We start from the raw sequence: 15,724 nt of genomic DNA, 5'->3' as shown, positions 1-15,724 counted from the left end.
GAATAACAAAACACCCAACGCTACTATAAACGAATATTCAGTTTGATTTTTTTATAACCCCCTGTGTAAAACGCAAATAATTGCGGTTTTTTAGGGGGAATTTACCCAGCGTAATAAGCGTTAACTTAATTAAAGTGCTTCAGGGTTAATTGTACGGCGTACATTTATCCACGCATTGCCAATAACTTCATGAGCATACTGGGTGACTACTAGTAGTGCTTTTGCATTGGGTATGAGTTGTTTATACCAAGGGAAAGCGGCAAAGTTGTGGTAATCGGTTGCGGCAGGGATAACGTTAATGCCTTGCGCATTAAATAAATTTTTTGCTCTGGGCATATGGCTTACTGAGGTGACTAAAGCGACCTTGTAATCAACGAGTTTTGAGGCTAAAAGTTTTGCCTCTTGGGCGGTATCTATTGCGTTTGGATTTTGCACAATACGATTTTTATTAATACCTAAGCTAATTGCGGTTTTATACATTAACGCGCTGTTGGTGACTTTTTCATACCCCCCACCTGAAACAATTAGCTGCGCATGGGGATAAATGTTAGCAAGTCTTATTCCTTCCACCAAACGGGTTAACGCACAATTACCTAACTGACTGTTAGCACTCAATGCAGGGTTGGGGTTTATGTCACAGCCAAGCACCACAATTTTATCAATATTGGGGTGTTTAAGATAATTAAATGCAAATGAGGTTGGTTGGCTATTTTTAATCAGTAAGTTGGCCACCAAAGGGGTGCTGGCAAGTAGCAAAGTTACAAGGCTCATTAAAGATAAAGCGATTGCGACCTTTCGATGTTTGAGCGCAAAAATAAGTAATATTAGGCTTACTAAACCCAACAAAGGTAACGGCATGAGCAAGCCGCCTAGTATTTTTTTTAGTTCAAACATAATGAGCAACATGGTTAAGTATATTTATTAGCATGTTACTCATAAGTTTAAGGTTTATCGACCGTTATTTAATTTACAGGTGTTTAAAAAGTGACGATAAACTGGATTATCTTTCATATCTTTTTTCATCGCTAAGTACATTGGACGCGTTAAACCAAGCGCGCCCAGTGGAATTGACTTAATTAACCCTTGGCTTTCATACGGGGTTACTAACCAATCGGGTAAGGCGGCCACACCCATACCTGCACTGACTAATTGAAATATAAGTAAACCTTGATCAACCGTTTTTAGCGTGCCGTCAAAACGCGCATTTTGGATGAAATGCTTAAATATATCCTGGCGCTCACGCGGAATAGGGTAAGAAATAATAGTTTCGCTTTTCAAATCAAGCGCAGTTACATAGGCTTTTTTCGCTAAGTCGTGATCTGGTGCCACAATCAGTTTCAGCTTAAAGTCAAACAAATGGGCGTATTCAAGTTTGTCAGGGTCGCGAATATCTGATGTAAGCACGAGATCTAATTCATCATTTAATAAGTCTGGGATAGCGTCGTAACTAAAGCCACGCTCGTAATCAATTTTTATATCAGGCCAAAAGTTATTAAATTCTTTAATGGTAGGCAATAACCAATGAAAACAGGCATGACATTCAACGCTTAAACGCAGCTGCGAAATAGGCTGGTTTAGACTTTCTTTGAGTCGGCACTTGGTGGCTTCTAATTTAGGTAATATGTCGTGTGCTAATTCAAGTAATAACATACCTTGAGGTGTAAATCGGACTGGTTGAGTTTTACGCTCAAACAACTGGCAGTCTAATTTGTTTTCTAAATCTTTGATTTGATGTGATAAAGCTGACTGAGTTAAAAATAGTTCGCGGGCTGTATTGACGAGAGAACCCGTTTCCTTAAGGGTGGCAATTGTTTTTAAGTGTTTAATGTCAATCATCTTTAATAAATCTCATAGATATGGTGAGTATAGCTCAGATTCATTACATACTACGCCTTTACAAAAACCGTTTCAACGTCTGGACGGCTATAAAATTGCACTTTAGTGTGTTTTTTATTGCGAATATTAAGTTTTTTAACTTTGCCGAGTCAAATAGTGTTTAATTTTTTATATGTTGTTGAATTTGTCTCATGTTTATTTGAGTTTTTTATTAATGATTTTTGTCCTGGTAACAGATAACTTTATTGTTATGTAACTCTCTAAAGTAAGTAGGTTATAGCGCGACATTAATATTTAACCTGAACTCTGGATAATAAATCTATCTCAAGCAGTTATTTACAGCGCTAACTACGTTGAATTTACTTGCAATAGACGAGCTATTGACGCGTAATTTCGCCTTGTTTTCACTGGAAATCTCTGGCTAGAGAAAATAAATATAAATATCAATTTTGATTCAATACGTTAGTAAATCTCTTAACCAAAGTTCAGGTTATTTAGATGTTTCATAGCGAGGTTAAAATGTTAATTAAAATTTACGGCGAAGGGTTTGGCAGGCAAAAGCTCAGTAAACGCAACTCGGATTCAAAGGATACACGATTGAAAAAAGCAGCGAATGCAGGGATTTAATGATTAGCCGCTACTCATTGGCGCACATTAATACTAATTCGTATACGTCTTTAAATAATATAACGTATTAAAGCATTCTCTAATGGCGTTAAAGATTTTACTGAGAACAATGTGACATAAAACTAATTATAAGGTTTTCTACTGGTTAAATAGACCCTTACTTAAGTAAGTAGTTATAAGGCAGAGTGTAAAAAGCTGTAAAGTGACGTCGCATGAGTTAGTGTTGGCAAAATAAGTCATATAGCATTCAACAGAACAGCCAGCTAATGGGCTGGCAAAAGCGTGTAAGAAATTACTGTGATTTTTAAAAGCCAGCAACCCTGGCTTATTAATTAAAGAGGGCTATGTATTAGTAAAATAGCTTCTTTTGCTGTAACAGGTTTAGACTTTAAAAAGCCTTGGCCATAATCACATTGGGTTTTTTGCAAAATAGCGAGTTGTTCAGGGCTTTCTATCCCTTCTGCTATAACAATAAGATCTAATGAAATGGCTAAGGTTAAAATAGCATCAATCAATGGATTGGCCGTGGTTTTTAAATTATCGATAAAGCTTTTATCAATTTTAAGGACATGAATAGGCAGTTGATGCAAGTAACCAAGGGCAGAGTAACCGGTGCCAAAGTCATCTAAACAGAGCAATACTTTTAAAGGCGACAATCCTTGAATAATTTGTGTTGCTAACTCTAAGTTTTCAATCAATCCCGATTCGGTTATTTCTAGACATAATGAGCCTAAAGGTAGTTGATGTTTTTTGTAGATCGCGTGAAGCTGATCTACAAACTCTAAACTTGCGAAGTGGCGAGATGAAACATTAACTGTAACGCGTAAAAAACGATGCCCTTGTTGTTGCCATAAAGCGATATGCTGTGCTGCAAGGTCGAGCAAATGCAAATCTAAATTGATAATCTGCCCCGTTTTTTCTGCAATGGGGATAAAGTCACCTGGCGATACAAACCCTTTTCGTGGGTGATGCCAACGTACTAAAGCTTCAAACCCCATAACGTCACTGCTAGTAATGTTAAAAATAGGCTGAAAATACAGTTCAAACTCATTATGCTCAATACCGTGTTGTAAATCATTTTCAAGGTCGGCATGTGTTTTTAACTTGTTACGCATGACATTATTAAAAAACTTAACTTGGCCACGCCCTGATGATTTTGCTTCGTACATAGCCGCGTCTGATTGCTGTAATAAAACAAATGCTTCATCGTTTACATTATCGCTAAATGCAATGCCAATACTGGTAGAGGGTTGCAGTAAATGACCATCAATATCAATGGGATCTGACAGGGCGGTTTTTATTCGAGCGAGGGCATCGTTTACTTGGTCACGATGACTGAGATTTTCCATAAAAATAGCAAACTCATCGCCACCTAAGCGAGAAAAGGTATCAGTATTGCGAACGGTTTGAGTAATCAATTTACAAATAGCAATTAAAAAATGGTCACCTACTTCATGGCCTAACGAATCATTAATACTTTTGAAGCGATCGAAATCAAGATAGAGCAGAGCATGAAAAGTACCTTTTTTTGCACGATTCAAGCGTAAAATTGCATGCTTCATTCTTTCTATTAGTAACGAACGATTGGCAAGCCCTGTTAGTTCATCATGCAGTGCTTTGTGCTCGAGTTCTTGGCGGGCTAAATGCCTGTCTATAACCATACTTATTTGTCGGCTCACATACGTCAACAGCGAGCTATCATGTTCGTTGTAGTAATGTTGCTTGTCATAGCTTTGTACGACAATAACGCCACTCATGCGCTCATTAACTTTATATGGCACACCAAGCCAAGAGTCTGCTAGTTCACCGACCAATTTAAAGTGGCCTTGCTCTATATAGTGTCGGTATTGCTCTTTATTAAGCAGTAAAGGGCGCTCGTTAATTAATAAATAGTAAGAGGCTGTTTCTTTTAACTGATCTTTTGAAATAATTTTATGTGTGTTTGTTTGTACACCGCCTTCAACGGTATAGACAAAATCTAGAACATCTTCTTTTTTATCATACAAAGCAATAAAAAAGTTACTTGCATTAAGAAGGCTATCAATAATCACATGCAGCGATTTAAAAAAGGTATCTAAATTTTGTGCTTTATAGGTTAAGTTAGCTATTTGCAGTAGGCTACTTTCTAATTTTTGCGCATTATTAAGTTGCCGAACGGTATCTTGCAAGCTGTTGACGGTATTCACTTGATTTATTTTTGCGCTTAGTAAGTGGGCAACGGTAGTTAAAATTTCTAAATGTGAACTGGTAAAGTAATTTTTTATTGGGTGTTCACAGTCAATTACGCCGAGTACTTTATCTTTATATATTAAAGGCACACACAGCTCTGATTGTGCAGGGCGCTCATCAGCAATGTAGCGGCTGTCTTTAGTTACATCGCCTATTATTAACGCTTGCCCAGTTGATGCAGCATAGCCCGTTATCCCCTCATTAAAGCGGATTAACTTTCGTTCTGACTGGTAACTAGTGTGTTCGCTTTCAATACCCATAGACGCCACTTGATTTAGCGTAGATTGGCTGTCATCGGCTAAATAAATCACGCAGTCGACAAATCCAAGTCGATTAACAACTTGTGTAGTGACATAACTAAAGAGCGCTTCTAACGTATTCAGTTGCAATAAACTTGAGGAGAACTGATTGATTATACTCAATTGATCCGTTTTAGTTTCGAGCGCTTTAGTAGTATCGATAATGTTCGACATAGGCAACGAAGGTAGGCCTTATAATTATTAAAGATACATACGTTAACCTAATATTAACCTTTCTACAAAATAAAACGACAAATGAGAAGCGTGAAGTGTAAAGTTTACTTTATATATAGTATCTAAGGATTATTTTTAATAAGGTCTTTACTCGAAAACCCCATATGCCTATGATCAGTTAACTTAAGCATTAGGATTTTACGATGACGAGCAAAATGACAACTTTAACGATTACTAGACCCGATGATTGGCATGTACATTTACGCGACGGGGATCAGCTAAAAGATACAGTACGTGATATCAGTCGTTATATGGGCCGCGCGATCATTATGCCAAACTTAGTACCGCCAGCCACGTGTACTGAAACCGCATTATCGTACCGAGAGCGCATTATGGCAGCGAAACCTCAAGGGCAGTTTGAGCCACTAATGGTACTTTATCTTACTGATAAAACGACACCAGAAGAGATAAAAAAGGCAAAAGCAACGGGTAAAATATTTGCAGCTAAATTGTACCCAGCGGGTGCAACCACAAATTCAGATTCTGGCGTAACATCGGTTAAAAATATTTATCCGGTGTTAAAAGCAATGCAAGAAGTTGGCATGCTGTTACTCGTCCACGGTGAAGTAACCGACTCGTCTATTGATATATTTGACCGTGAAAAAGTGTTTTTAGAGACTATTCTAGGCGATGTTGTCGCTGACTTCCCTGAGCTTAAAATTGTTCTTGAGCACATAACAACGAAAGATGCAGTCGAGTTTGTAAAAAGTGCCTCTGATAACGTAGCAGCTACAATTACTGCGCATCATTTACTATATAACCGTAACCATATGTTAGCAGGGGGCATTCGCCCACATTATTATTGCTTACCTATATTAAAGCGAAACATTCATCAGCAAGCACTTATGGCGGCTGCAACGAGTGGCAATAAAAAATTCTTTTTAGGCACTGATTCAGCGCCACATTATAAAGATAAAAAAGAAGCTGCATGCGGTTGTGCAGGTGCTTACACTGCACATGCTGCTATTGAACTTTATGCCGAAGCTTTTGAAGAGGCTGATGCGCTTGATAAGTTAGAGGGCTTTGCAAGCCATTTTGGTCCAGATTTTTATGGCTTAGCGCGTAATACCGACACTATTACCTTAGAAAAATCGCCTTGGACAGTGCCGGCAAGCTACTCGCTAGGCGACTCTGAAGTAGTACCAATCAAAGCCGAGAGCGTTATCGACTGGCAAGTTAAATAGTTAATATTTAAACACTAAACTCTAAACCACCTTAAATTCAAGGTGGTTTTTTATTTTAAGTGGCTAAAAAATATACTGATAAAAACTATTTTAAAGCAATTGTAATCTGTTTATAAAAAATACAATGTTTTGTTTGTTATTTTCTATAAAAATTAAAAGGTTAGACCGTAGTTAGTAAAACAATGAAACTTCAAAAATAAATCCTAAATAATAGAGCTAAAAAAATTTTAATGTGTTAATCTTAATTTGCTTTGAGTTTTTGCGTATTGAATTACGGTATTGTGCTGCGTTTAAGGTTACCGGTTTGGTTATTACTTCTTCCTGTACTATCACCTCCAGTTTTTTGGGCATTGACTCAGGGAGGATATTGCCATAATTATATGGCTGAATTTTAATTATTGACTTACAGGAAAATTTAGTATGTCGGTTACTGGTAAAGTAAAATTTTTCAACGAAGCTAAAGGCTTTGGTTTCATTGAACAAGAAAATGGTCCTGACGTGTTTGTACATTTCAGCGCAATCGCTGGTTCTGGTTTTCGCACTCTTAGCGAAGGTCAAGCAGTGACTTTCAGCATCAAGCAAGGTCAAAAAGGCCCTGAAGCTGAGAACGTAGAAGTAGCATAATTTATTATGTGAACCTAAGTTCATCGTGGTGAAACACTAACCTGTTTCACCATAATTCTTAAATAATTATCAACTCTATTTTTAATCTCTCTTTATTGCCTTTCATTTCTGATATCCATTATTCATATTTTTAACTCCGATATACCAAATTAAACGTAAACCTTTATGCGCTACTCCGTAGTTGGCCAATGATCGCCTAGCGATTTAAATTTAGTCTACTGCTTGATATGAGTTTAATGATACTGAGTTCATAAAAGTGTGTAAGATTGATATTTCTCCATGGAAAAATATAAAAAATCGGCAGGATATTAATGATCAGTAGAAACAAAAAACACAGGTGTTAATAAAAATGATTCTTTGTAATCTATTTCCCCTCCTTTGTATTGCTTTTTAGATAATCGGCACGTCCTTATTACTATGCGACGAATGCGCGAATAATAACGATTAGCTGTATTTTTAGCTTAAAAAGTCTCAAAAACCACTAAAAAAGAATATTCGGGAGAGAATATAAGCTTATTTTTAATTTTTTTTCAGCCACGATTAAGTTAATTTTAAATGTTATATTTTTGTTTACTTTAACTAGGTGGTTTATCATTATTCTTACTATATCTGGCTTTGCTGAAATTGCATTTGTCACGTTAGTTACGATAATGTTAATTTTTTTGTGTGAGCCCTTTAAATATCTTACAAACAAGCTGATTTATTTATAGGTTATGCGAAACATGAAGTTGACATGACTTAATGCATTTAGCATTATTGGTAAGTTGATATCTATTAAAAGATATCAGGGTTGTCTTCCCCTTACGGGTTGATAATTAAATTATAAAAGTAACATTACTTAATTGGTTGGGAACTATGTCTGTTAAAATCAGAAAGAGTCTTGTAGCAACTGCGTTGGTTGGCGCTTTTGCATTTGCAAGCAGCAATGTGATTGCAGATCCTTTGAATGACGTGCAAAAAGCAGGTCAAACAATTCAAAAGGCTGCGGTTAAGTCTCAAACTAAAATTGACAATGTATATGGTCAAACTCAGGAGCTAATCGCTGAGTACCGTAGCATCGTTGATGAGACTGAACTTATGAAAGTGTACAACGATCACGTAGCACGTTTGGTCGCAGACCAAAACGCGTCTATCGCATCGTTCGATCGTCAAATCGCGACTATCGATAACACTAAACAAAACGTTGTGCCTTTGATGTATCGCATGATCGATACGCTTGAGCAATTCATCAAAGCGGACGTTCCATTTAACCTTGAAACTCGTCTTGGACGTGTTGAAAGATTACGTGAGATCATGGCATCTGCATCTGTAACAACGTCTGAGAAGTTCCGTCAGGTACTTGAAGCGTACACTGTTGAAACAGCATACAGTTCAGCTGTAACTGCTTCTCAAGGTACTTTAGATGTTGATGGTCGTAGTATTAACGTAGATATTGGTCGTTTAGGTCGTATCACTTATGTTGCGCAATCATTCGATCTAAAACACGCTTGGGTGTGGGATAACAACACTAAACAGTGGAAAGAATTAGGTGAAGAATACCTAAAACCTGTTAAAGAAGTGATCCGTATGGCGCGTAAGCAAGCCACACTAGAACTTGTTAAACTACCAATTTTTGGCGCGGAGTAATCAATAATGAAGAAACTATTTAAAGGTTTTGCTGTTGCAGCAGTACTGTCTGTTTCTGCCGGTACCGCGCTTAATGCACATGCAAATACTGATGCTTTAGATAAAATTCTTGAGCAAGTAAAGCAAGAGCGTATTTCTGAAGGGAAAATCAATAAGCAACGTGAACAAGAGTTCTTATCAGATCGTGCTGATAAGCAAGCGTTACTTAACAAAGCGAAAAGCCAATTAGCTGCTGAAAAAGCACGTGGTGATCGTCTTAGCAAAGAATATGCACAAAACGAAAATACTTTAGCGGAAAAAGAGCAAGCTCTTCAAAACGCGCAAGGTACGTTAGGTGAAATGTTTGGTGTTGTTCGTCGTGCAGCAGCTGACGCGATTGGTTCAATCGAAGCATCTTTAGTAAGTGCTGAAAAACCAGGTCGTGCTGAAGTACTTCGTTCATTAGCTGCGGCTAAAGAACTTCCAACAGTTCGTGAGTTAGAAGAACTTTGGATTTCACTTCAAACAGAAATGACTGAGTCAGCTAAAGTTTCAACGTTTGAAACTGAAGTTGCAGGTCTTGACGGTAACCCGTCAATGAAAAAAGTAACACGTATCGGTAACTTCAACTTAGTTACAGACGATGGCTACTTAATCTACTCACCAGAGACCAAGTCTATACAGCCTCTAGGTAAGCAACCTGACAGCTATATCTTAAAAGGTATTTCTGATCTAGAAGGTACTTCAGCTGATAACTACGCTGGCGTATACGTGGATCCTACACGTGGTGCAATTTTGCGTATCAACACGCAGAAGAAGTCTCTTATGGAGTACTACGAGCAAGGTGCTGAAGTTGGTTACATCATCACCTTATTGCTTGCTGTAGGTCTTTTAATTTTCTTAGTACGTTTCGTTGATTTAGCGCTTACTACTTCTAAGATCAAAGCTCAGCTTAAGAACTTGTCTACACCGAATACAAACAACCCATTGGGTCGTATTCTTAAAGTGTACTCTGACAACAAAAATCAAGATGTTGAAAACCTTGAGCTTAAACTTGATGAAGCGATTCTACGTGAAACGCCACGCATCGAAGCGGGTATTAACATCATCAAGATCCTTGCTGCTATCGCACCATTACTAGGTCTACTAGGTACAGTAATCGGTATGATCCTAACGTTCCAAACAATCACATTGTTCGGTACGGGCGATCCGAAGATCATGGCTGGTAACATCTCTCTAGCACTTGTAACTACAGCGCTAGGTCTTATTGCAGCTCTACCACTTATCCTACTTCACTCTATTGTTGCAAGTCGTAGTAAGTCGGTATTACATATCCTTGATGAGCAAAGCGCGGGTATCATCGCGACTCACGCGGAGAAGGAGAAAGCCTAATGCTAGTCCTGATGGAGATATGGGAATCTATCAGGGATTTTGTTGGCACAGGCGGCCAGGTATTATACGTGGTCGCGATAGCACTCTTTCTTATGTGGGTTTTAATGATTGAGCGCTATTGGTTCCTACTTGCTGAATTTCCTCGTTTAACGAAGGAAATAGTAGCCAAGTGGGATGCCCGCCAAGACACTACGTCTTGGTACGCACACAGAATCCGTGAAGCATGGATTTCTGAAGCGTCTGAAAAATTAGATCAGCGTATGTTGTTGATTAAAACATTAGTAGCTGTATGTCCTTTAATAGGCTTACTTGGTACTGTTACGGGTATGATCGCGGTTTTTGAAACCATGGCAACCCAAGGTACAGGTAATGCACGTTTAATGGCATCAGGCATATCAATGGCAACAATCCCAACAATGGCTGGAATGGTTGCGGCACTATCTGGGGTATTCTTTAGCTCACGCCTTGAGGCAAGAGCGAGAATGGTGAAAGCCAAGCTTATAGATAGTATGCCTCATCACTAGAGAGAGAATTAAATATGGCACGTAAACAACGTTTTCGTGAAGAAGAAGAAGCTGCGGTAGATATGACGCCAATGCTTGACATCGTATTTATCATGCTTATTTTCTTTATCGTAACTACATCGTTCGTTAAAGAGGCTGGTATCGAGGTCAATAAACCAAAAGCTGCCCAAGCTACGAAGCAAAAAAATGCTAACATTTTTATTGCAATTCGCAGTGACGGTGCAATCTGGATTGATAAACAGCAAGTTGATGTTGAACGTGTTTCAGCAAAAATCGAAAGTTTATTAGCAGAACAACCTACTGATGTTGTGATTTTGCAAGCTGATAAAGAAGCAAAACACGGCACAGTGGTTAAAGTGATGGACCAGATTAAAGCGACGGGTGATAACCTGAGAATTTCAATAGCTGGAGATCAGTAATGATTCGTTTTCTGTTTTCACTGATTGCAGGTGGGGCAGTTACTTTCGGCTTGTTCTACTTCATGGCATACCTCATCTCTGGTGGGGCTGACCGTAATACGGAACAAAAAGAGCAGATCATAGTCGAAATTATGACGAATCCGCCTGAATCTAAGGTGCAGGAGAGGAAGCGTGTACCGCCTCCGCCTCCGCCACCGCCAAAGCAGCCGCCTAAACCGCAGCCGCCACAGCCGGAAAATAGCAACCCAAGTACGAGCTTGTCGTTTAATATGCCAAGTATCGATGTGGGAAGCACGGCCGGTGGACTAAGTGGTCCAGGTGCATTTGGACGAGATGGTGATGCGACACCTATCGTTCGTATTGAACCAAAATATCCAACACAAGCAGCACGTGATGGTAAAGAAGGTTGGGTACAACTTTCGTTCACAATTGATGAGTTAGGTGGCGTGATTGACGTTGAAGTTATTGACGCAGAACCAAAACGTATATTTGACCGTGAAGCTAAACGTGCATTGCGTAAGTGGAAATACCGTCCTAAGATCATTGACGGGAAACCACAAAAGCAAGTTGGTTTACAAGTTCAACTAGACTTTAAACTTAACCAAGGCAACTAAGGAGGCGAGTAATGAGAAATTTTTCTAAAGTAACTGCACTTGCAATTCTTATGTCTGTGTCAGGTGCATCATTAACTGCACCTGTTTTAGCGGCGCCAGATTACGCAAAGATTGAAGAGCGTAAGAAAGCAAAAACTAAAATCATGGGCGAACGTACTGGTAAAAAAGTAATTAAAGCGTTCGATTTGTATAACGAAGATGATGTTGATGGTGCAATAGCGTTATTGAAAGAGTTAGATCCGTCTAATGACTTTGATAAAGCAACTGTTAATCGTTACTTAGGCAGCATGTACGCTCAAAAAGAGCAATACAAAGTTGCAATTAAGTATATGAAAGCAGCGATTGCACCGGATGTATTGAACTTTGCTGATCAGGCTCAAGGTTTAAAAACCTTGGGCGATATGTATGCGGGTACTGAACAATACAGTGCTGCCAAGCAAGCATATTCTGATTGGATGGACTTCACAGGTGAAGAGGACCCGAAAGTTTACACTCGTATTGCGCAAGCAAGCTATGAGCTTAAACAATTTGATCAGGTCCTTGAACCGGCAAACAAAGCAATTGAGTTAGCTGAAGAGCCAAATAAAGCTCCTTATCAACTTAAATTAGCTGCCTATTTTGAGAAAAAGCAATATCAAGATATGGTTAAAGTTGCAGAAGAAATTGTTCGTGTATGGCCTGAAGACAAAAAATCTTGGGTAGGCTTAGGTAAGTATTATTTACAAACCGAAGACTACCAAAAAGGTCTAGCAACTATGGAAGTTGCATACAAGAATGGTTACTTCGAAAACGAAGTTGAATACAAAGTACTAGCTAACTTTTATTCTTTAAACGAAATTCCTTACAAAGCAGCAGTAACGCTTGAAAAGGCTGTTAAAGAAGAGAAAGTAAAACGCACTAAGCAAAATATTAGCGCGATTGCTAGTAACTATCATCGTTCGAAAGATATAGAGAAAGCTGCTAAGTATTACGAAGAAGCTGCTAAATTTGATGACGACGCTGAGCTCTACCGCAAAGCAGGTTCATTACTTTTACAATCTGAAAAATTCAGCGCTGCTGTTGTTCGTTTGAACAAAGCATTAGAGCTTGGCTCTGATAAAAAAGGCACTATTTATTCAGATTTAGCTGAAGCGTTTTACTACCAAGGTAAGTATAAGCAAGCTTATGCTGCTATTACTAAAGCCATGGACGACCCAAGCACACGTAGGTTTGCTAAAGGTTGGGCTACATATATTAAAGATAAAGCCGCTCGCAACGGTGTTAAAATTTAGTATTTAATGTACTCTAGTATTTTTAAAAAGCCCCAATGGGGCTTTTTTTATTGGAATTGACATGAAAAAAACGCCTATTATTTCACTGCTATTTTGTTTGCTTTTAGCATCATGCTCAAAGCCAGCTGACTTATTTTCATCTTATGAAGAAGCGCAAAGCGCGTTAATATCACTTAATACGGCTTTAAGTGCGCAGCCTAATTCACAGGTTACACAGCTCAGTAATGAGCAGCTCCCTTTTACAGATGCTTATTTAGAGCGTCGCCACGCTATTTATCAGCAGCTAATGCAAATGCAGTTATCAGCAGAGCAAACCAATCAGGTTAATTATTTAGTTATTGCTGAGCGATTTCCAGAGCGCTATTTTGCATGGCCTGCACAAACAAATGTTTTGGCTATTATGCTCACTATGGAGAAAAATGATGCCCAATATAAAAATATTGAGCAATGGTTAAGGTTTGTAAAATCTCAGCTAGAGGCTGCCGAGCAAAGTAATTTAAAGCTAAATAAAGTTGAACATAGTTATTTAAAAAAGTACGTGCAACAAGCCATAAATCGCACTAACACACCGGTTGAACTTAATGCAGCGTTGAGTGAGTTAGACAATTATTTGGCGCACTATAAGCCAAGAGGCAGCATTGGTCTATCAGGCCTTGCTAATGGCAGTCAGTGGTATCAAAGTAAATTAAATTATTTTGCAAATGCTGTGCTCTCACCGCTTGAGTGGCTAAGTCGTATTGATAGCAAATTCAAATCAATGCAGAGTCAAAAACAGCAAACAACGGTAGAAGCCTCAAATGCCTCACAGCTTACCACATTACTTTTAACTGATTCGAAAATAGCGGGTTTAGACTGGTTAACGGGTTATACGCTATTACCTCTGAGGGCTAACGCTTTACAATTAGAACCAGCCGATGAACTGCTCTATATGGCTATGATGGAGACTGATCTAGGGGTGCATTATCACGCTTGGACATTGTCACAAGCGCGCTTAAATTTACTTAAACGATTAAACATAAGTGAAGAGGAAGCGACTTTATTAGTTGAAGATATTCTTTTTTATCCAGGACAAGCGTTTAGTTTTGCTCCACAACTACTTAATTAAACTTTAGTGCGCTATTAACTAGCGCACTGATCACATCGCTGCGCTGCAGGGTCTTGCTCTAAGCGCTGCGCTGATATTTTTTCCTCACAGTCACAACAGTAACCATACTGGCCAATGTCAATTTGGCTTATTGCCGCTTCAAGCTTATTCATACGCTCAATCAAGGGGTTGTACTCGGTGCCTAATTGCTGAGCTGCCATATCAAGCCACTCTTCATTTGAGGTACGAGTTAGTATACAAAGCAAATTTTGATGTGTAGGGTGTGTAGATTGTGATAGCAAGCCTAATATAGTCGCTTTAACACTTTCAATTTCATCGTTTAGTCGTTGCTGATGATGCATTAGCAGTATAACCCTTAAATTAGTCCTCAGTGATATTGCTATTATCTAGTTAGATTATCTTAGATGTTATGATTTGTATCAAATTGTGGCGCTTTCGCATATTTTTTTAATACCTCTGCCACTTCATCTTTGGCTTTTAAACGACGTATTTCGTCAAATAATAGTCCTGCTTGTGGGTACTGACGTTTTAAATAACCAAGCCATTGTTTTGTGCGTGAGGCAAAGTACTTGGTATCTTTACTGGCGGTTTGGTGCATGGATGAGTAAATAATATGGTGTAAAATATTTTCCCACGTTAACTCACTATAATCTTCATTATTAATATGAGCTTTAATTTTACGAGCTAAATCAGGATGTGAAAGGGCGCCACGGCCAATCATTAAGTCAGTGCAACCGCTGCGCTTTTGGCATAAAAGGGCATCTTCTACCTGCCAAATCTCCCCATTGGCGACCACCGTAATTTGTTTATCTTTAACTAGAGGAGGGATTTTTTCCCAATAGGCAGGCGGGTTATAGCCATCGCGTTTAGTTCGCGCATGAATGGCGATACTGCTCGCACCAGCGCTAACAACGGCATCGACAATTTCTTGGCTATTACTATCATCATCAAAACCTAAGCGAATTTTAGCACTTACCTCATTTTCACTGCTTACGGCATCTCTTACAGTTTTAATTATTGAATACATATGCTCAGGGTCTTTGAGTAAAACAGCGCCCCCTTTGCTTTTATTCACCGTTTTTGCCGGGCAGCCAAAGTTTAAGTCAACACCATGAGAGCCCAAACTAACCGCTTTTACTGCATTTTCTGCTAACACGCCGGCTACTTGGCCCAATAACTGAATTCGAACTGGCGTGCCACATCGAGTTAGCCCTGCATTTTTTAGTTCAGGGCAATAGCGGTGAAATACTTTATCAGGCAAGCAAGTATCTACAACGCGAATAAATTCAGTCACACAAAGATCAAAGCCACCTATGTCGGTGAGTAGTTGGCGCATTTTAAAGTCAACGACACCTTCCATAGGTGCTAAAACAAGTTTCATAGTGTGATTAATTTATTACTGAAAAAGAGCGCCAGTTTACCTGTAAATCATAAATTGATAAAACGCTTATTAGGGTTCATAGTTAGTTTGCTAAGTTATTTTAGAAAAAATAGATAATGTGAAAGTTTTTAGTTTTATGCAGGTCTACTTGTATAATGATATCTGACAAGTTTAGAAGGTAATAAAAAATGAATACTATAAAGAAAAACTCAATTGCATTAACATTAGGCGCAGTGGTTGTTGGCAGCGCAAGTATGGGCAGTACTGATGTTCAAGCTAATCCATTTGAATTTCAGCAAATGGTAGCTGGTTATCAATTAGACGCTGGTGAAGGCAAGTGCGGCGAAGGTAAATGCGGCGGCGACGCTAAAGCGAAAAAA

14 protein-coding genes and 1 pseudogene are annotated in these 15,724 nt (G+C 38.7%); 10 read left to right on the top strand and 5 right to left on the bottom strand.

Annotation, left to right across the window (positions count from 1 at the left end; translation table 11 throughout):
• Positions 1-129 precede the first annotated feature (129 nt).
• The 3 genes from MTN96_RS14660 to MTN96_RS14650 form a co-directional block, all read right to left on the bottom strand.
• Positions 130-894, bottom strand: a complete 765-nt coding sequence (locus tag MTN96_RS14660; protein ID WP_248532066.1) for a YdcF family protein — start codon at positions 892-894, stop codon at positions 130-132.
• Positions 895-948: 54 nt separating this feature from the next.
• Complete coding sequence (locus MTN96_RS14655; RefSeq protein WP_036982291.1) at positions 949-1,836, bottom strand: LysR family transcriptional regulator; 888 nt, start codon at positions 1,834-1,836, stop codon at positions 949-951.
• A gap of 959 nt (positions 1,837-2,795) precedes the next feature.
• The gene (locus MTN96_RS14650) at positions 2,796-5,165 is read right to left on the bottom strand and encodes an EAL domain-containing protein (RefSeq protein WP_248532065.1); all 2,370 of its coding nucleotides are present in this window, start codon (positions 5,163-5,165) and stop codon (positions 2,796-2,798) included.
• A gap of 203 nt (positions 5,166-5,368) precedes the next feature.
• Here MTN96_RS14650 and pyrC point away from each other — a divergent pair, with 203 nt between their 5' ends.
• The 9 genes from pyrC to MTN96_RS14605 all read left to right on the top strand — a co-directional run bounded on the left by pyrC (position 5,369) and on the right by MTN96_RS14605 (position 13,963).
• Complete coding sequence (pyrC, locus tag MTN96_RS14645) at positions 5,369-6,409, top strand: dihydroorotase (protein ID WP_024602973.1); 1,041 nt, start codon at positions 5,369-5,371, stop codon at positions 6,407-6,409.
• Between the two features lie 420 nt (positions 6,410-6,829).
• Positions 6,830-7,033 carry a cold-shock protein gene (locus MTN96_RS14640; protein ID WP_036982297.1) on the top strand — a complete coding sequence of 68 codons (204 nt, stop codon included), beginning with the start codon at positions 6,830-6,832 and terminating at the stop codon, positions 7,031-7,033.
• A gap of 855 nt (positions 7,034-7,888) precedes the next feature.
• A complete protein-coding gene (locus MTN96_RS14635; protein WP_013465204.1) occupies positions 7,889-8,659 on the top strand; it encodes a DUF3450 domain-containing protein in 771 nt (256 codons plus the stop codon).
• 6 nt (positions 8,660-8,665) lie between these two features.
• A complete protein-coding gene (locus MTN96_RS14630) occupies positions 8,666-10,030 on the top strand; it encodes a MotA/TolQ/ExbB proton channel family protein (protein ID WP_248532063.1) in 1,365 nt (454 codons plus the stop codon).
• Entirely contained in the window at positions 10,030-10,554 is a 525-nt protein-coding gene (locus MTN96_RS14625; protein ID WP_036982306.1) for a MotA/TolQ/ExbB proton channel family protein, read from the top strand. Before MTN96_RS14630 ends, MTN96_RS14625 begins: the two co-directional genes overlap by 1 nt.
• A 14-nt stretch (positions 10,555-10,568) precedes the next feature.
• Positions 10,569-10,973, top strand: coding sequence for a biopolymer transporter ExbD (locus tag MTN96_RS14620; RefSeq protein ID WP_006792384.1), 405 nt, complete (start codon positions 10,569-10,571; stop codon positions 10,971-10,973).
• The gene (locus tag MTN96_RS14615; protein ID WP_036982309.1) at positions 10,973-11,587 is read left to right on the top strand and encodes an energy transducer TonB; all 615 of its coding nucleotides are present in this window, start codon (positions 10,973-10,975) and stop codon (positions 11,585-11,587) included. Before MTN96_RS14620 ends, MTN96_RS14615 begins: the two co-directional genes overlap by 1 nt.
• Before the next feature lie 11 nt (positions 11,588-11,598).
• Positions 11,599-12,858 (top strand): tetratricopeptide repeat protein, encoded by a 1,260-nt coding sequence (locus tag MTN96_RS14610; RefSeq protein WP_069439632.1) that lies wholly within the window; start codon positions 11,599-11,601, stop codon positions 12,856-12,858.
• A 61-nt stretch (positions 12,859-12,919) separates the two neighbouring features.
• Positions 12,920-13,963 (top strand): hypothetical protein, encoded by a 1,044-nt coding sequence (locus MTN96_RS14605; protein ID WP_069439631.1) that lies wholly within the window; start codon positions 12,920-12,922, stop codon positions 13,961-13,963.
• 14 nt (positions 13,964-13,977) lie between these two features.
• Here the strand turns inward: MTN96_RS14605 and MTN96_RS14600 are convergent, their stop codons facing one another.
• On the bottom strand, positions 13,978-14,304 hold the full coding sequence (locus tag MTN96_RS14600; RefSeq protein WP_036982316.1) for a TraR/DksA C4-type zinc finger protein: 327 nt from the start codon (positions 14,302-14,304) through the stop codon (positions 13,978-13,980).
• 59 nt (positions 14,305-14,363) lie between these two features.
• Complete coding sequence (locus tag MTN96_RS14595) at positions 14,364-15,344, bottom strand: tRNA-dihydrouridine synthase (protein ID WP_069439630.1); 981 nt, start codon at positions 15,342-15,344, stop codon at positions 14,364-14,366.
• A 188-nt stretch (positions 15,345-15,532) separates the two neighbouring features.
• Here MTN96_RS14595 and MTN96_RS14590 point away from each other — a divergent pair.
• A pseudogene (locus MTN96_RS14590) lies at positions 15,533-15,724 on the top strand (hypothetical protein); the annotation flags it as partial.

It is taken from the genome of Pseudoalteromonas sp. 2CM28B (genome assembly GCF_023161935.1).
The sequence above is the reverse complement of the archived record's forward strand: the minus strand, read 5'-3'. Positions and strand labels throughout refer to the sequence as shown.